Genomic DNA, 16,879 nt, shown 5'->3' with positions numbered 1-16,879 from the left:
GAGGGCCTCGCGGGCGTCCGGGGCTGCGGGGTCAGCCTCCGGACGAGTTCCTGGCGCCGCCCGCACCGCCGAAGCCGCCACCGAACCCGCCACCGCCAGCGGCCGCGCCTTCGACGAGCTGACTGGCCGCGTAGCCGCCGTTGGCGTCGGGGGTGCCGACGACGGTCACGCTCTGGCCGGGCTGCAGGTCGGTGACCTTGCCGTCCTTGTTGAGCTGGACCTTCGTCGCGTCGCCGGTGGTGACCTTGACGGTGTTGCCGTTGGCATCGGTGAGGTAGACGGTGCTGCCGTCGACGGCCTTGACCGTGCCCCGGGTGAAGCCGGGCTGGCCGCCCTGGCCCTGAGCACCGCCCTGCCCCTGACCGCCTCCCCGGCGCGAGCCGTTCTGCCCGCCGCCGCCCTGCCCGTACCCGGAGGCGGGACGCTGAGCAGCACCGGCGGCAGCAGCTGCCGCAGGCCGGGAGGACTTCCCGCTGGAGCCCTGCCCCTGCTGGTACCAGACGCCGCCCGCGAACGCGCCCGTGGCGATCACACCGCCGGCCAGGACCAGCGAGAGCCACGGCAGCTTGCGGCGCGGCGGCGCGGCCAGTTCGGCGGTGACGTCCCGGGCGTCCGGCGGGGTGGCGAGCAGCGCGACCTGCTCGGCCGGGCTGCTGACCGTCGCGATCTCTTGACTCATGGAAGGTCCTACTCGTGCCGGAGGGCGTCGATCGGCCGCAGCGAGGCGGCCCGGTTGGCGGGGTAGCTGCCGAAGAACAGCCCGATGGCGACGGCGATGCCGAACGCGCCGAGCACGGACTCGGGGATCACCACCGGCTTGATGCCGACGATGCTGAAGTGCGAGCCGGCGATCCCGACGGCCACCCCCAGCCCGGCGCCGAGCACCGAGAGCAGGGTGGACTCGGTCAGGAACTGCCCGAGGATCACCGCGCGCGGGGCGCCGAGCGCCTTGCGGATGCCGATCTCCCTGGTCCGCTCGGTGACCGTGACCAGCATGATGTTGGTGATGCCGATCCCGCCGACCAGCAGCGAGATCGCCGCGACCGCGCCGAGCAGCACCGTGAAGGTCTTGGTGGTGCTCTCCCGGGCGGTGAGCAGCGAGGCCTGGTTGGTGATCCGGAAGTCGGCCTTGGTCGGGTCGGTGATCGCGTGGGTGCCGAGCAGCACCCGGGTGACCTCCGCCTGGGCCGCGGTCGTGGTGTCGGCCGAGTTGGCCTGCACCAGGATCTGGTTGACCGGGCCGAACCCGGTGAACACGTTCTGCACGGTGGGCAGCGGGGCGATCACCACGTCGTCGGGGTCGGTGAAGCCCGTCCCGCCCTTGGCCTCCAGCACGCCGACCACGGTGAACGGGGTCCCGCCGAGGACGATCCGCTTGCCGACCGGGTCCTCGGTGGCGAACAACTGCTTGGCGGTGGTGGCGCCGAGCACCGCGACCTTGCGCGAGCCGAGCACGTCGTCGTCGGTGAAGTACTCGCCGTGCGCGACCTTCTGGTTGGCGGTCTCGAAGTACGCCGGGTAGGTGCCGACGATCGAGCCGGGGCTGTACGAGATGTCCCCGTACAACGCGGTGCCGCTGGTGGTGACCACCGGGGCGACCGACCTGATCGCGGTCGAGTCGGTGTCGGCGGCCAGCGCCTTGGCGTCGGCGACCGTGAGCTTCTTCGCCGAGCCGGCGCCGCGCGCCCCGCCGTACGCCGAACCGGCGCTGACGGTGAGCGAGTTGGTGCCGAGCGAGGTGATCGACTCCTTGACCGCGACCGAGGAGCCGTTGCCGACGGCCAGCAGCAGGATCACCGAGGCGACGCCGATCAGCACCCCGAGCATGGTGAGCGCCGAGCGCACCTTGTTGGCGGCCAGGCCGCCGGCCGCGAAGCGGAGCATCTGCCAGAGGATCACGCCGTCACCCCCAGGTCGCGCAGCAGCGGCGGCGGCCCGTCCACCGGGGCCTGCCGGACGTCGTCGACGATCCGGCCGTCGACCAGCCGCAGCACCCGCTTGGCGTGCCGCGCGACCTCGTCCTCGTGGGTGATCAGGACGACCGTGCGGCCGGTGGCGTTGAGCGCGTCGACGAGGTCGAGCACCTCCTCGGTGGAGCGGCTGTCCAGGTTGCCGGTCGGTTCGTCGGCGAGCAGCATCGCGGGCGCGGTGACCAGCGCCCGGGCCACCGCGACGCGCTGCTGCTGGCCGCCGGAGAGCTGGTTGGGCCGGTGCCCGGCGCGCTCGGCGAGGCCGACCAGCGAGAGCGCGGCCAGGGCCCGGCGGCGTCGTTCGGCGGCCCGGACGCCCGCGTAGGCGAGCGGCAGCTCGACCTGGGCGAGCGCGGTGGTGCGCGGGATCAGGTTGAAGGACTGGAAGACGAAGCCGATCTTGCGGTTGCGGACCAACGCGAGCTGTCCCTCGTCGAGGTGGCCGACGTCGATGCCGTCCAGCAGGTAGCGGCCGGCGGTCGGGACGTCCAGGCAGCCGAGGATGTTCATCAGGGTGGACTTCCCGGAGCCGGAGCTGCCCATCACCGCGACGAAGTCGCCCTGCTCGATGTCCAGGCTGACGCCGAGCGGGCCGCCGGTGGCCGGGTCCTCCGGGCCGTGCAGCGCGTGCACGACGGCGTCGCCGTGCCCGTACGCCTTGGTGATCCGGCGCAGCTGGATGACCGGCGGGGGCGCCGCCGGGACGCGCTTGTCGATGACGTGACGCATGCTCAGCCCTTACCGCCCCGGCCGGCCCCGCCGCCGCCGTTGCCACCGCCGCCGACGCCCGCCAGGCCGCCGCCGGCCCCGCCGCCCCGGCCGCCGCCCGCGCCGCCGAGGCCCGGGAAGGAGGCGTTCGGGAAGCCGTTGCCGCCGCTGGTGGTGGGGAGTTCGACCTTGTCGCCCTCCTTCAGCCCGGAGAGCACCTGCACCGTGCTGTCGCCCTCGACGCCGACCCCGACGGTGACCCGCTCGCTGGAGCCGTCCGGGTGCACCACGGTCGCGGTGCGGCTGGTGCCGGTGCCGGAGAGCGCGGAGGTGGGCAGCGAGAGCGCGCTGTCCGCCTCGCCGGTGATCACCTGGACGGTGGCGCTGAGGCCGGTGCGCAGCGTGCTGGTGTCGCCGCCGAGTTGCAGCGTGGCGGCGTACTGGACGGCCGTCGATCCGGCGCTGCCGCCGCTGCTGCTGGGCAGCGAACTGACCGACAGGACGGTGGCGTTGAGCTTGGTGTCGGACTGCGCGTTCAGGGTGACGGTGGCCGCCTCGCCCTTCTTGAGCTTGAGCGAGTCCAGCTCGGAGAAGTTGGCGGTGACCTGCATCCCGGTCGGGTTGGTCAGCACGATGAAGCCGCTCGGCGTACCGCTCGAACCGGTGCTGCCGGTGCTCGACTTGGCGGCCGTCCCGGTGGAGCCGGAGGAGCCGGACGAGCCGCCGCTGCCGACGGTGTCGCCGACCTTCGCCGAGACGGCCGCGACGGTGCCGTCCACCGAGGCGGTCAGGGTGGTGCCGGTCAGCGCCGCCTGGGCGTTGGCGAGGGTGGTCTGCGCGGTGGCGACCTGCTGCTGGGCCTGGGCGACGGCCGCGTCGTCGACCTTGGTGGTGGTGATGGTGGTGGTCTGCGGAGCGGGCGTGCTGTTCGCGCCCGCTCCGCGTTCCCCACCACCGCCGTTGCCGCCGGCGCCGGAGGTCGCACCCGGCAGCGGCTCGGTGGTCGTGGTGGTGACGCCGGCCTGGGCCTTGGTGAGGTTGGCGTTGGCCGTGGTGAGGGCCGCCTGGGCGGCGTCCACCTGCTGTTGGGCGGCCGTGGTGTCGACGGTGGCGAGCACCTGGCCCTTCTTCACGGCGTCCCCGACCGCGACCTTGACCGAGGTGAGCCGGCCGCCGGTGGCGAAGTCCTGGGCCGCGTCGGTCGGTGAGACCAGGGTGCCGGTTCCGGACACGGTGGCCAGGACCGTTCCCTTGGCCACGGTCGCGGTCCGGACCGGGGTCTTGCCTGCGGCGGCACTGGTGCCGCCGTTCACGGTGGCGTACACCAGGGCGGCACCGCCCAGGAGAGCCACGCCGAGCGCGGAGTTGACGAGGACGACGCCTCGCCGTCGCGGGAGCACCTTCATGCCGGACAGCTTTCCTGGGCGCTCTTGCGGAGCCCTGGGCGCGGGCTGGGAGAAGACTGACCGAGCGGATCCGGGCATTCCGGATATACCGCCCCGTTCACGCGGGCACCTTGGCCGCGCCGTGGGCAGTCGTTGGCCGAACTCCCAGCGGGCTCCCAGGGATCCCCAGCCATCCGGCAGCACCCCGGGCCCCACCACCGAAGACCCCGGAAACGCCTCCGGGGCGCACCGCGAACGGTGCGCCCCGGCGGAAACGGGAGGGGTCAGAGCGTCTTGCGGAACGCCTCGGCCACCGAGAGGAAGATCGAGTTGCCCTCGGCCTCGCCGATCGAGATCCGGACGCCCTCCGGGAACGGCCGGACGATCACCCCGGCCTCGGCGCACGCGGCGGCGAACTCCTGGGAGCGCTCGCCGAGGCCCAGCCAGACGAAGTTGGCCTGCGAGTCCGGGATCTCCCAACCCTGGGCGCGCAGCCCGGCCACCACCCGGGCGCGCTCCTCGACCAGCGCGTCCACCCGCTCCAGCAGCGCCTGCTCGGCGCGCAGCGAGGCGACGGCGGCGTTCTGGGCGAGCTGGTTGACGCCGAACGGGACGGCGGTCTTGCGCAGCGCGTTCGCCACCGGCTCGTGCGCGATCGCGAAGCCGACCCGCATGCCCGCGAGGCCGTACGCCTTGGAGAAGGTGCGCAGCACGCAGACGTTCGGGCGGTTCCGGTAGAGGTCGACGCCGTTGGGCACCTCGGGGTCGCGGATGAACTCGATGTACGCCTCGTCGACGACCACCAGGACATCGGCCGGGACGGCGTCCAGGAAGCGCTCCAGCTCGGCGCGGTGGATCACGTTGCCGGTGGGGTTGTTGGGGTTGCAGACGAAGACCAGCCGGGTCCTCGGGGTGATCGCGGCGAGCATCGCGTCCAGGTCGTGGTCGCCCGCCTCGGTGATCGGCACCGGGACGGGGGTGGCGCCGGCGACCTGGGTGATGATCGGGTACGCCTCGAAGGAGCGCCAGGCGAAGACCACCTCGTCGCCGGGGCCGGCCGTGGCGAGGATCAGCGACTGGGCGACGCCGACCGAGCCGGTGCCGGTGGCGATGTGCTCGACGGGCACGCCGAAGCGCTCGGCCAGCACCTCGGTCAACTCGCCGACCGCCATGTCCGGGTAGCGGTTGAGCGAGCCGGCCGCGGCGACCGCCGCCTCCAGCACGCCGGGCAGCGGGTCGTAGGGGTTCTCGTTGGAGGACAGCTTGTAGGCGTCGGCGCCGGCCGGCTTGCCGGGCTTGTAGGTGGGGATGCCGTCCAGGTTCGGCCGCAGCCGCGGGCCCTGCGCTGACGTACCAGTACCAGTCACGGTCCTACTCCTTCTCGATGCTCTCTCCGGTGCGGTGCTCCGGTGCCGATGCCCCGGTACCGATGCTCCGGTGCCGATGCCCCGGTGCGGTGCCCCGATGCGATGCTCCAGTGCCCGATGCGATGCTCTGGTGCGATCGCCCCGCCACCCGTGGGATCGCCACCGTGCCCGGACTCTCGGAACGCGCCCGGACCACCCCGGTCGGGTGCCTTGAACGATACCGACCACCCTCACCCGTAGGGGTGAGATACCCGGTCGGGTGACGAGTGCAGATCAGCCATTCTGCCGGGTTCCTTTGGCACATGTCAGAGGTAAGAAGGCTGGTTTCGTGCGGGTATCGAAGGGGCGCACCCCGGCTCACTCTTGGAGAAACGTATCTCCAAGGGCTCCCGATGCGCCGGTCACAGACCCTTGTCAGGAGCCATACGATCGGTCCGCCATGACAGCAGCAGCCAACCAGAGCGGTCGGCGTCCCACCACCTCACGGCGTCTGGAGCGGGCCGGCATCCGGGATGTGGCAGCAGCCGCCGGAGTGTCGATCACCACCGTCTCCGACGCACTGAACGGAAAGGGCCGCCTGCCCGACGAGACCCGCAGCCGGGTGCGCGAGGTCGCCGAGCGCCTCGGCTACCGCCCCTCGGCAGCCGCCCGCACCCTGCGCACCGGACGGTCCGGCCTGATCGGGCTGACCGTCACGACCTACGGCGAGGAACCGTTCACCTTCACCGAGTTCGCGTACTTCGCCGAGATGGCCCGGGCCGCCACCAGCGCCGCCCTCGGCCGCGGCTATGCGCTGGTGGTGCTGCCCGCCTCCTCCCGCCACGACGTCTGGGGCAACATCGCCCTGGACGGCACCGTGGTGATCGACCCGCCCGACCAGGACCCGCTGGTCAGCGAGCTGTACCGGTCCGGCGTCCCGGTCGTCAGCGACGGCAAGCCGGGCAACTGCCCGGTCACCGCCTGGGTCGACAACGACCACGAGGCCGCCGTGCTCGGCATCCTCGACCACCTCTCCGAGGCCGGCGCCCGCCGGATCGGCCTGCTCACCGGCACCAGCACCGACACCTACACCCGGCTCTCCACCGAGGCCTACCTCGGCTGGTGCGCCAAGGTCGGCCAGGAGCCGGTCTACGAGACCTACCCCGCGCACGACCCGGCCGCCGGCGCCGTCGCCGCCGACCGGCTGCTCGCCCGCCCCGACCGGCCCGACGCCGTCTACGGCCTGTTCGACCCCAACGGCACCGACCTGCTCGCCGCCGCCCGCCGCTACGGCCTGCGGGTCCCCGACGACCTGCTGCTGGTCTGCTGCAGCGAGAGCGACGTCTACGCCACCACCGAGCCGCCGATCACCACGCTCTCCCTCAAGCCCCGGCGGATCGGCACCACCGTGGTCAACCTGCTCATCGACGCCATCGAGGGCGTCGACTCCGGGACGGGCGTCGACATCGCCCGGCTCTTCCCGCCGCGCTTCCGCACCGCCGGCACCGGCCCGCCGCCGGGCACCCTGATGCCGACCGAACTGATCGTCCGCGCGTCCTCCCAGCGCCGGAGCCCGCGCACCACCGTCAGCCCTCCCCGGCCCCCGGGCGAGGTCTAGACCATACCGAGCCGGGACAAAACGGACCTTGCGGGACGGCCCGGCTGACGCTCCGGAGGATTGGATACCCACCAGGTGACGACGCCGGGAGAGTGGTCTTCCTATGATGGGCGAATGACACCCGAGGACCGCTTCCCCGGGCCTGAACACCCCGACTCAGGCCCCCGCCACCAGCCGGACCTCGACGTGCTGCCCTACGGCACCTACTACGAACCGGAGTCCGCCCCCGGCTACGGCGGCGCGCCGTACGAGGCGGAGACCTACAGCGGCTACGGCGGCGCCCGCTACCTGGAACAACACTGGCCCTCCGACGGCCAGGGCCACACCGTGCACGCCCCGGAACAGGGCCAGGAGTTCCCCCACCAGGACCACCCCGTGCATGCCCCGGAGTTCTCTCAGCAGGACCACCCCGTGCACGCCCAGGAGTTCGCTCAGCAGGACCACCCCGGCTACGAGCCGACCCTGCCCGACCAGCCCTCCCCCGCCCTCCAGGTCCCCGGCCGCGACGACCCGCCGACCATCGAACTCGGCCCGCCGCTGCCCGATCCCGCCGCACCCACCTACCCGTACCCGGCCCCCGGCCCCGGCGAGCCCCCCGGCCCGCTCTACGTCGTCGGCGACGTGCACGGCTACCTGGAGGAGCTGCGCGCCGAGCTGCGCCACCAGGGCCTGATCGACGCCGACGGCCACTGGTCCGCCGGCCGCTCCCGGATCTGGTTCCTCGGCGACTTCACCGACCGCGGCCCCGACGGCATCGGCGTCATCGACCTCGTGATGCAGCTCGCCGCCGAAGCCGCCGCCGCCGGCGGCTACTGCCGCGCCCTGATGGGCAATCACGAACTCCTCTTCCTCGGCGCCGCCAGGTACGGCGACGAACCCGTCCAGTCCACCGCCGGCACCGCCTCCTTCCTCGCCGCCTGGCGGCTCAACGGCGGCCAGCAGCACGACCTGGACCGCCTGGAGGCGCACCACATCAGCTGGCTCTCCCGGCTGCCCGCCATCGCGCTGGAGGACGGCCACCTGCTGCTGCACTCCGACACCACCGCGTACCTGGAGTACGGCGAGTCCATCCCCGACGTCAACGACGCCGTCCACGGCCTGCTCGCCGACGAGGGCGTGGACGAGTGGTGGGACTGCTTCCGCCGCTTCACCAAGCGCTTCGCCTTCCGCGGCGACGCCGGCCCGACGGCCGTCCACGAGCTGCTCGACACCTACGGCGGAACCCGGGTCGTGCACGGGCACAGCCCCATCCCGTACCTGACCGGCGCGGTGCACGCCGACGACGGCGTGCCGCCGCACATCCCCGGCCCCTACGTCTACGCGGACGACCTCGCGGTGGCCATGGACGGCGGCGTCACCATGGAAGGGCGCCTGCTCGTCGCCCGACTGCCCGTCAACTGAGGCCCCACCCGGGGCCCGCACCGAACGGATGTTCCCGGCGCCCGGGCCGCCGCACGCGCGCGGTCCGGGGCGCGAAATTCCGGAAACCGACTGTCAGCACGGCCACGCCCGCCCCTACCATGAGGCACACCACACCCGGCCGCCCGTCCGGCGGCCCGCCTCCGCGCCCGTTTCGGCGTCCCTGAGGGTCCAGCGGCCCCCTGGGGCGGAGCGAACGGGGTCCGCACGAACGGGGTCCCCATGACCAACCCCCCGCCGCTGCTCGCCGAGGACCGCCCGGAATACGAGCGACTCCTCGCCGAAGCCCTGCGCGACCGCACCATCCTCACCGCCCTGCGCGCCCCCGGCGCGCTCACCGCCGACCAGCTGCGCATCCGCGCCCTGCGCGACGCCGACGCCATCGCCGTCGCGGCCACCACCGAGTACCTCCACTACACCCGGCTGCGCGAGAGCCTGCGCGCCACACCCCCGCCGCCCGAAGGCACCGAGCCGATCGCCCCCGGGCTGCTCACCCAGCTGCGCTCCGCCAACGGCGGCGCCGGGCTCTTCCCCGTCCTCACCGTGCTCACCCCGATCCTCGCCTGGACCGCCGCCCTGGTCCTGCTGCTCCTCGGTTACCTGCTGCGCGCCGCCAACCCCGACCTCACCCTCGCCCGCTCCCTCGTCACCGCCGGCTGGGCCGCGCTCGCCGCCGGGGTCGCCGCGATGGCCGTCGGCATCATCGGGCTCGTCCTCACCGCCATACGCGACGGCGCCGCCGCCCCGGCCGGCACCGACCCCGAACTCGCCGCCGAACTCGCGGACGCCCACCGCGAGTGGCGCGCCGCGCTGCGCGACCGCGGGCTGCTCCCCTACCTGCACGCCAACCTGCCCGCCGTCCCCGGCGCCGGGCGAGCCGGACCGGACTTCAGCAGCCCGGATTTCAGCGGGCCCGACTTCAGCAGCCCCGACTTCAGCGGGCCCGGTTACAGCTCCCCGTCCTTCACCAGCCCCGGCCCCGACGGCCCGACCGGCCCCGAAGGCCACGAGCCGCGCCCGGCCGCCTTCACCACCCCCGACTTCACCGGCCCCGGCTACAGCTCCCCGTCCTTCACCAGCCCCGACGACGTCACCTGAGCACCGGGGCCGCCGTCGGCCGACCGGCCGACAGCCGCTCGGCCAGCAGCCCTTCGCCCAGCGGACGCTCGGCCAACAGCCGTTCGGCCAGCGCCTGCTGACCGCGCGCCAGCCACCGCACCGGCCAGCGCAGCAGCAGGTACAGGCAGAGACCCCAGCCGGCCGCGTGCACGGCCCACACCCCGGCCATGGTCGGGCCACCCCAGGCGTGGTGGTAGTCGGTGCCCAGGTACCAGAGCGGGTAGCCGAAGTTCCGCACCGAGTTGAACAGCGCGTACCCCACCAGCAGGAACGCCGCCGCGTCCAGCGGCAGCCCGAGCACCGCCCGGCCCAGCACCCGGCCGCCGGTCCAGCCCCGGCCGCCGGACACCCGCGCCTGCCACCGGGAGGCCCGCCCGGGCTGCCCGGCCACCACCAACGCCGCTCCCACCGCGCCGGTCGGCAGGGCCAGGAGGGCTCGGGCAGCAGTGGCGGTCTGACGGCGGATCGCGGACATCTTCGGGTTCCTCACCCTCGTTCGGCTGTTGGAGCCACCCTCGCTCGCCACCGCCCGACCGGTCGTCACACCGCAGAGCCGGATCCACCCTCATACCCCGGTGCTACGTCGGGCCGCCCGCTGAACCCCATCGCGTCCGGGGGTCGCCCCGACCCCCGATCCGGGTGCGCCCACCATCCCCCTCGCCCCGCCGCCCCGCCGCCCCGGCAGGCCGGAGCACCGGCGACGGCCGTCGAGCCGTCGCCGGTGCTCGTCGCGGATCTTCATCGAGCAGAACTTCGGCGAAGGCACCACTGGGACGGTTCACCGGCGCGCCCGGTGCCCGGCCTGACGGTCGAGACCTTGGCGCGCGCCCCGGGCGGCGGTGAGTTGGCGCACCAGTTGATGGAGGGAGACGACGCCGGTGATCGGGGGCAGCCCGGCGACGACGACGGCGGACAGCGTCCAGGAGGCGCCGGCGACGCACAGTCCGGCCGCGAGGCCGGCGAAGAGCACGACGACGACCCACGAGTGGAACGGCTGACGTCCGTGCTGGACGGCGCGCAGGACCGACAGACAACCCGCGAGCCACGGTCCGTAAACGACCACCGGCCACAACTGCGACAGTCCGTGCGGCACGCTTGAGAACGCCAGTTCCTGCAAGGGGCCGTAGGAGAACACCCAGCCCAGTACGCAGGCCGCGGTCACCGTCACCGCCGTCAGTGCGCCGAACACGGAGCTGATCAGGTGGGGCCAGGCCGGTCGGGGAAGAGCAGACCGCCGGCGATGCCGAGAGGCCGACGGGCCGACCGGTCGGCCGGCCCCGGGCGGGCCGGACGGGTCGACCGGTGCTCGCGGAGGCGGCACGAACGCCGTCTCGTCCTCCCAATTGCCGGCCGATGTGACGATGGAGTTGAACGCCTGCGCCTCGCCGCACGCGAGGCCGAGGTCATGGGCGAAGCCGCCGTCGTACCAGTCGTCCGCCGGACGGGTCGCCTCGCGGACCCGGTCACGGGGCGTGGTCCATGCCTCGCCATCCGGCTCGCCGTAGCCACGGTCCCCGTACGGGCCGAGAAGCCCGGTCACACGGTCGTACACGGCATGCTCCCCACGCGGTCGCCTGGCTGCGGCCTGATCCGGTCCCCGGCCCGGGCCCGTGCCGGGGATCTCGGGGCGACCGGCGGCGTCATGATTCGTCCGAGAAGAGCAGGGAGCCGATCCGCGTGGCGAAGTCGCTCTCCAACTGGCTGATCTTCCGTACGAGGTCGGCCAACGGGCGCGAGGTGTACGACAGGACGACGCGCTCGCCGTTGCGCGACAGGTAGCCGGTGGACACGTCACCCACGGCGTTCCGGCGGTCGGGGACGAAGAGCCATGTCCCGAGCGGGGCGACCGGCTCCCGCACGGGAGGTGACGAGGCGTAGGGCAGGCATGGTGAAGTCACGGGTTCATCAACGAGAAGCGGCGGGTTCGGTTCTTACGACATCCGGGCGTCGTTCCATATTCGATACCGGAGATGCTCCACAAAATTACCCAGGGGGGAGGCGCGAGGGGTGAATCTTTTTCCGTCGACCACAGAACGCACCCACATAGGCAGAGCGAAGGTAATTCTATACTCGCCATCGACGCTGCTCTCCGAAAATCCCCACGTAAAACCATGACAAGAGAAACGTTTCTCCTCTTTGTGAGGTGCTATGTTTCCAGCTTGCCCTTGGCATATTCATCGACTTGCGCCGGACCGACTTCGACCCTGGGAGGCTTCTTGCTCAGCTGGAAGGAATATCTGGAAGCGGTTAGGCTTCATCGCCAAGGATGGTCGATAATCAGGATCTCCCGACACCTCGGGCGTGATCGGAAAACGGTGAGGTCCTACCTTCACGGCGACCGGACCCCGGGCATCCGAATTTCTTCCCAGGACGACTTCCTCCAGTTCCTGCCGTACTGCCGCCAGCGCCTTGCGGAGGACCCGCACCTTGCCGCGACCGTCCTCTTCGACGAGATCGTCGACCTCGGCTATGCGGGCGCCTATTCGACCCTCACCCGGGCCCTGCGGAGACACCAGGCCCGGCCGCGCTGCGAGCAGTGCCAGGATGCGGCTACGGCCGCGAGCAGCCGATCCCCTTCCGAACGGAGCGAGGTGGCCGTCGAGTTCGACTGGCTGCGGCTTCCCGAGCCGCCGGCGAGTTGGGGCTACGGCAACCGGGCGTGCCTGCTACTGGGCTCGCTCACCGGCACGGGCGTCGGCAACGGCATCGGCCGTTGGTCAGTGGCGCTGGCGGAGGACCAGGAACTGCCCCACCTCGTGGAAGCCGTCGACCTCGTGCTGAGACGGCTCGGCGGTACCGCCGGGTGCTGGCGGTTCGGCCGGACGCCGACCGTGTGGTGCCCGCGGACCGACCGGGTGACACCGGCGTTCGGGCAGGTGGCCAGACACTACGGCGTGCGCGTCGAGTGTCGCCTGCCGACCGACCACCGTTCGTACACGCGCCGGGCCCTGGACGAGGCACTCCGCGCCTGGTGGCGCGCGGTGACGAACGACAGCACCCTCCAGGACGCCTGGCACAGCCTGGGCCGGTTCACCGCGCGCCTGAACACCCGGGGCGGGAACACCGACGACGCACACCCTGCGGTCGGCGGCCCGCACACAGGCACCAGAGCACTTCGGGAGCTGCCCGCCACGCCCTACCCGGTCCGCGTCCGCGCCCGCCGTACCGTCACCGCCCAGGGCCTGGTGCCCTTCCGCGGCAACTTCTACGCCATCCCGGACCACCTGGCCGGCGCCCCGGTGGAGGTCCACCAGCGCCTCGACCAGCCCCACCTGTCCGTCGCCACACCCGCCGGAGCCGTCATCGCCCGCTGCCTGCTCGCCCCGGCGGGGGCCGGGCTGACGGTCGTCGATCCCAGCAGCGCCATCGCCGTACTGGAGCGGCACCCGACACCGGCGTCCACCGACGCCCCGTTCTGCCGACGGAACACACCGCGTCCGCCGTCCCCGCAGGCCCTGGTCGAAGCCGACGCGTTGCGCGCCCGGCTCGGAGTCCCGCCCACCCGCCGGCCCGGCGAGGAGCCGAACACCGCGACGCCGCGGGTGCCTGCCCAACGGGACCGCCCGGCCGACAACGCTGGAAGCTGAACGACCGTCGCGCGCTTCACCGGCGGTGGCGACGTCGTAGACGGTGTACGGCCCGACCGCCCACTGCACGCCGAGCCACGTCGGCGGGCCGAACTTCCCCGGCTCTGAAGGAGCACCGCACCGGCAGAGAAGCCCCGAAGGACGCGACGGGGTGTTCTCCGGGGATCTCGGGCATCCCACGACAGCACCCCGTCGTGCGGCAGTGATCAGTCAGCGAGCGGGAGGTAGACCCGGTTGCCTCGCTCCGCGAACTCCTCGGACTTGGCCTGCATCCCGGCCAGCGCCTCGGCGTCGAAGCCGCTGGAGACGGCCGTCGAGCCGTCGCCGTGCTCGTCGCGGATCTTCTGACTGATCTTCATCGAACAGAGCATGAACCGAACCGGGATAGTCCGCCTCGCCCGCGCTATCGACACCGAGTCTGCGGCTGCCTGGTCAAGTTGGGCACTTCAGGCCGCGCATGGGGGCGATCGGTGCGCCCGACGGAGACATCACTGGTGGCGGACTGATGGATGATGCTCGAACGAGCCGACGGAGCGCTGTTCCGAGAGGCCTGAACAGCCTTGCGGAACAGCGCCCGTCAGCTGACACGTCAGTCCGGCGGCGGGAAGTGGACCCGCTCGGGACGCTCGACGCTCATCCCTGCGAGGGCTAGTGCCGGCGGCGGGCTGCGGCTCGTCCGCTACGCCTCACGAGGATGAGGACCGCGCCTCCCAGGGCGATGGCGGCCGCCGAACCAACCGCCATGCCAATCGATGTGCCGGAGCCAGTGGCGGCGAGTGCCTGCCCGGCCTCCTTCGGATGTCCGGCCGGTCCACCCTGCTCGTGACCGCCCTGGCCGTTGCCGTGGTTGCCCTGGCCGTTGCCGTGATCACCTTGCTCATGGCCACCTTGCTCATGACCGCCCTGCTCATGGCCACCTTGCTCATGGCCACCTTGCTCATGGCCACCTTGCTCATGGCCACCTTGCTCATGACCGCCGTGCTCATGGCCACCTTGCTCATGACCGCCGTGCTCATGGCCACCTTGCTCATGACCACCGTGCTCATGACCGCCGTGACCGCCGTGACCGCCGTGACCGCCTGGATGCTGGGGCGGCCCTGCCGGACCGGCGGGGCCAGGAGGGCCAGCAGGGCCGGCGGGCCCGGCAGGCCCGGGCGAACCGTTTGCACCGGGCGAGCCATTGGCACCGGGCGAACCGTTTGCACCGGGCGAACCGTTTGCACCGGGCGAGCCATTGGCGCCGGGCGAACCGTTTGCACCGGGCGAACCGTTTGCACCGGGCGAACCGTTGGCACCGGGCGAACCGTTGGCACCGGGCAAGCCGTTTGCCCCGGGCGAACCGTTGGCACCGGGCGAACCGTTGGCACCGGGCAAGCCGTTTGCCCCGGGCGAACCGTTTGCCCCGGGCGAACCGTTGGCACCGGGCAAGCCATTGGCGCCAGGAGCACCCGGTGCGCCGTTCGGGCCGGGAACACCCGGAGCGCCCGGCGAACCGTTAGGACCAGGCGCACCATTAGAACCGGGGGCACCCGGGGCGCCGTTCGGACCGGGGGCACCCGGAGCGCCCGGCAAACCGTTAGCACCAGGCGCACCATTAGGACCAGGAGCACCGGGGACGCCAGGAGCACCCGGAGCGCCGTTCGGACCGGGAGCACCCGGAGCACCCGGAGCACCGTTAGGACCAGGTGCGCCGTTGGGACCGGGGGCACCCGGAGCGCCCGGAGCACCGTTAGGACCAGGCGCACCATTAGGACCAGGTGCACCAGGAGGGCCGGCAGGCCCACTCGGTCCAGGCGGGCCGACGGTGCAGGCCGCCCGCGTGATGGTGTTGTCGTCGAGCGTGACGGCGCCGTTGCGCGCCAGGGCGCGACCTTCGATCACCGAGGCGTGGTTCACACTGATGGACGTGAGGGCCAGGATGTTGCCCTTGAAGAAGGAGTTGACGTCGATGGTGGCGGAGCTACCCACCTGCCAGAACACATTGCAGGGCTGTGCTCCGTTGACCAGGCTGACGACGCTCGACGGAGCCGTGATCAAGGTGGAGCCGATCTGGAAGATGAAGACGGCGTTCGGGTCGCCCATGGCGTCGAGCGTGACGGTCCCGGTGAGGTTCAGCGACGAGCTCGCCTTGTAGACGCCGGGCGTCAGCGTCAGTCCGCCGATGTCGCCGGGAGAGGTCAGGATGGCCGTGGGGGCCCGACCGGCGGCGTCGTTGTAGGCGATGACCAGGTCGGACTGGGCCTGCCCAGCCTGCGCGTCGTTGACGTGCTGGACCCCGTTCACGGCTCCGGGCGGAAAGCCCGTGACGCTGGTGCCCGGGAAGAGCCCCAGGTCGCCGTTGATGGTGCTGGAGCCGGTGTTGGTGACGGTTGAGCCCGCCAGGACCGCATAGCTGGTGTCGGTCCCCAGCCCCACTGGTGCCGCTGCGGCATGCGCGGGACTCGTGACCAGACCGGCCGACGCAAGCAACGTCAATCCGGACAGCAGGACGGACGCCCCCGCGAGTCGAGAGCGTTTACGCCCTCGTCCTGGTGGGGCGGACAACATGGCATCGACTGCCATAGGACAAAGACCTTTCTTGTCGCCACTGAACTCCGTCACCCGAAGAGGGGATTCAGAGCACCGCTGGTGAGTTCCCGGTCCGGCAACACGCCCTCGCACTCGCGCCGGAGGGGCCACGAAAAGCGACTGCCAGCCAGGCGAAGTGATGGAGAGTCACCGACTTGCTACACCGTGCTACGACAACATAAAAAGAAGAGCCTGGTAAAGATGCAACGGAGTGACGCACCAGCGCCGATCGCGGAATTTCCCCCGCTCCAGCATGTCGTTCGCCTGCATGCCGAATGCCGGGTTCCCTCCGCGTCCGCCGTCCGCCGCCGGCTGCCCAGGCCGTCACCGGCGCCACAGCAGTAACGTTTTTCCTCTTGGCCACGTCCCGGCGGCGCTGCGCCGGACACCCCTTCCGGGATCCCAGCCCATCGCCCTCGGCACCTGCCGCCAGTCGGCGAGCGGGAGGTGGACCCGACCTCCTGGGCCTTGAACTCCTCGGACATGGCCCGCATGCCGGCCACGGCCTCGGCATCGAACTCGGTGGCCACCACGGTGGAGCCGTCGCCGCGCTCGTCGCGGATCTTCTGACTGATCTTCATCAAGCGGCATCGGCTGATCCGCTGCCTGCCTGATCTATTGAGAGAGCCCGCACATGGCGGCACGCGAAGAGTTGATCAAGACACTCCGGGGGACTCCGGCCGAAAGCTGTCCGATCCACGGCGTGATGACCGACAACGACGACCGGCTCTACCGGCGCCCTGATCAAGGGACTCGTCGGTGTGGCGATGTCCCGGCACACGTCCTCATCCCGCTCGAAGACCGGAAGATCAGTGGCCGGTCGGTGAACGGCCCCAGCACCCCATGGCCGGGCACCTGAGCTGACAACGTACGGGCGGCCGTTCCAGGGCATCAATCCCCGGAACGGCCGCCCGTACGGTTTGCGGTGTCAGTCGGCGAGCGGGAGGTACACCCGGTTGCCGTGCTCCGCGAACTCCTCTGACTTGGCCTGCATGCCGGCCACGGCCTCCGCGTCGTACCCAGTGTCCACGGCGGTGGAGCCGTCGCCGTGCTCGTCGCGGATCTTCTGACTGATCTTCATCGACGACCACTTCAGTCCGGAACCAGCACATCGCGTCTGAATGCGCCGACGTGATGCCTTCTGGGCGGCATCGGGGCG

15 protein-coding genes and 1 pseudogene are annotated in these 16,879 nt (G+C 71.8%); 4 read left to right on the top strand and 12 right to left on the bottom strand.

Annotated elements, in window-relative coordinates; translation table 11 throughout:
• Positions 1–31: 31 nt before the first annotated feature.
• The 5 genes from ACIOJE_RS22500 to hisC form a co-directional block, all read right to left on the bottom strand.
• Complete coding sequence (locus tag ACIOJE_RS22500) at positions 32–679, bottom strand: hypothetical protein (protein WP_400778207.1); 648 nt, start codon at positions 677–679, stop codon at positions 32–34.
• Between the two features lie 8 nt (positions 680–687).
• A complete protein-coding gene (locus ACIOJE_RS22495) occupies positions 688–1,899 on the bottom strand; it encodes an ABC transporter permease (RefSeq protein WP_280673957.1) in 1,212 nt (403 codons plus the stop codon).
• Complete coding sequence (locus tag ACIOJE_RS22490) at positions 1,896–2,699, bottom strand: ABC transporter ATP-binding protein (protein WP_280673956.1); 804 nt, start codon at positions 2,697–2,699, stop codon at positions 1,896–1,898. Before ACIOJE_RS22490 ends, ACIOJE_RS22495 begins: the two co-directional genes overlap by 4 nt.
• Positions 2,700–2,701: 2 nt before the next feature.
• Positions 2,702–4,084 carry an efflux RND transporter periplasmic adaptor subunit gene (locus tag ACIOJE_RS22485; protein WP_400778203.1) on the bottom strand — a complete coding sequence of 461 codons (1,383 nt, stop codon included), beginning with the start codon at positions 4,082–4,084 and terminating at the stop codon, positions 2,702–2,704.
• A 263-nt stretch (positions 4,085–4,347) separates the two neighbouring features.
• Complete coding sequence (gene hisC, locus ACIOJE_RS22480; RefSeq protein ID WP_280673954.1) at positions 4,348–5,430, bottom strand: histidinol-phosphate transaminase; 1,083 nt, start codon at positions 5,428–5,430, stop codon at positions 4,348–4,350.
• A gap of 439 nt (positions 5,431–5,869) precedes the next feature.
• On the opposite strand from hisC, the gene ACIOJE_RS22475 reads away from it, so the two are divergent.
• The 3 genes from ACIOJE_RS22475 (at position 5,870) to ACIOJE_RS22465 (ending at position 9,544) form a co-directional block, all read left to right on the top strand.
• A complete protein-coding gene (locus ACIOJE_RS22475; RefSeq protein WP_078879728.1) occupies positions 5,870–7,027 on the top strand; it encodes a LacI family DNA-binding transcriptional regulator in 1,158 nt (385 codons plus the stop codon).
• A gap of 114 nt (positions 7,028–7,141) precedes the next feature.
• Positions 7,142–8,428: a metallophosphoesterase gene (locus tag ACIOJE_RS22470; RefSeq protein WP_400778200.1), complete on the top strand. Its 1,287-nt coding sequence runs from the start codon at positions 7,142–7,144 to the stop codon at positions 8,426–8,428.
• A 240-nt stretch (positions 8,429–8,668) separates the two neighbouring features.
• Positions 8,669–9,544: a hypothetical protein gene (locus ACIOJE_RS22465; protein ID WP_400778197.1), complete on the top strand. Its 876-nt coding sequence runs from the start codon at positions 8,669–8,671 to the stop codon at positions 9,542–9,544.
• Here the strand turns inward: ACIOJE_RS22465 and ACIOJE_RS22460 are convergent.
• The 3 genes from ACIOJE_RS22460 to ACIOJE_RS22450 all read right to left on the bottom strand — a co-directional run bounded on the left by ACIOJE_RS22460 (position 9,537) and on the right by ACIOJE_RS22450 (position 11,463).
• Positions 9,537–10,040 (bottom strand): hypothetical protein, encoded by a 504-nt coding sequence (locus ACIOJE_RS22460; protein ID WP_400778195.1) that lies wholly within the window; start codon positions 10,038–10,040, stop codon positions 9,537–9,539. The two genes, ACIOJE_RS22465 and ACIOJE_RS22460, sit on opposite strands and share 8 nt — an antisense overlap.
• A gap of 303 nt (positions 10,041–10,343) precedes the next feature.
• Positions 10,344–11,117 carry a DUF2637 domain-containing protein gene (locus ACIOJE_RS22455; protein WP_400778193.1) on the bottom strand — a complete coding sequence of 258 codons (774 nt, stop codon included), beginning with the start codon at positions 11,115–11,117 and terminating at the stop codon, positions 10,344–10,346.
• 88 nt (positions 11,118–11,205) lie between these two features.
• Positions 11,206–11,463, bottom strand: coding sequence for a hypothetical protein (locus ACIOJE_RS22450; protein WP_280673950.1), 258 nt, complete (start codon positions 11,461–11,463; stop codon positions 11,206–11,208).
• Positions 11,464–11,535: 72 nt separating this feature from the next.
• On the opposite strand from ACIOJE_RS22450, the gene ACIOJE_RS22445 reads away from it, so the two are divergent.
• Positions 11,536–13,152 carry a Mu transposase domain-containing protein gene (locus ACIOJE_RS22445; RefSeq protein ID WP_400778190.1) on the top strand — a complete coding sequence of 539 codons (1,617 nt, stop codon included), beginning with the start codon at positions 11,536–11,538 and terminating at the stop codon, positions 13,150–13,152.
• A 206-nt stretch (positions 13,153–13,358) separates the two neighbouring features.
• Here the strand turns inward: ACIOJE_RS22445 and ACIOJE_RS22440 are convergent, their stop codons facing one another.
• The 4 genes and pseudogenes from ACIOJE_RS22440 to ACIOJE_RS22425 form a co-directional block, all read right to left on the bottom strand.
• Positions 13,359–13,511 (bottom strand): thiamine biosynthesis protein ThiC, encoded by a 153-nt coding sequence (locus ACIOJE_RS22440; RefSeq protein WP_280673949.1) that lies wholly within the window; start codon positions 13,509–13,511, stop codon positions 13,359–13,361.
• A 327-nt stretch (positions 13,512–13,838) separates the two neighbouring features.
• A complete protein-coding gene (locus ACIOJE_RS22435; protein WP_400778478.1) occupies positions 13,839–14,333 on the bottom strand; it encodes a hypothetical protein in 495 nt (164 codons plus the stop codon).
• A 697-nt stretch (positions 14,334–15,030) separates the two neighbouring features.
• Positions 15,031–15,699 (bottom strand): annotated as a pseudogene (locus ACIOJE_RS22430) (ice-binding family protein); the annotation flags it as partial.
• A 949-nt stretch (positions 15,700–16,648) separates the two neighbouring features.
• Positions 16,649–16,801, bottom strand: coding sequence for a thiamine biosynthesis protein ThiC (locus ACIOJE_RS22425; RefSeq protein ID WP_280673948.1), 153 nt, complete (start codon positions 16,799–16,801; stop codon positions 16,649–16,651).
• Positions 16,802–16,879 lie beyond the last annotated feature (78 nt).

Origin of the sequence: Kitasatospora sp. NPDC087861 (genome assembly GCF_044742585.1) — a bacterium.
Taxonomy (GTDB): domain Bacteria; phylum Actinomycetota; class Actinomycetes; order Streptomycetales; family Streptomycetaceae; genus Kitasatospora.
This window is presented reverse-complemented; position numbering and strand designations above follow the sequence as displayed.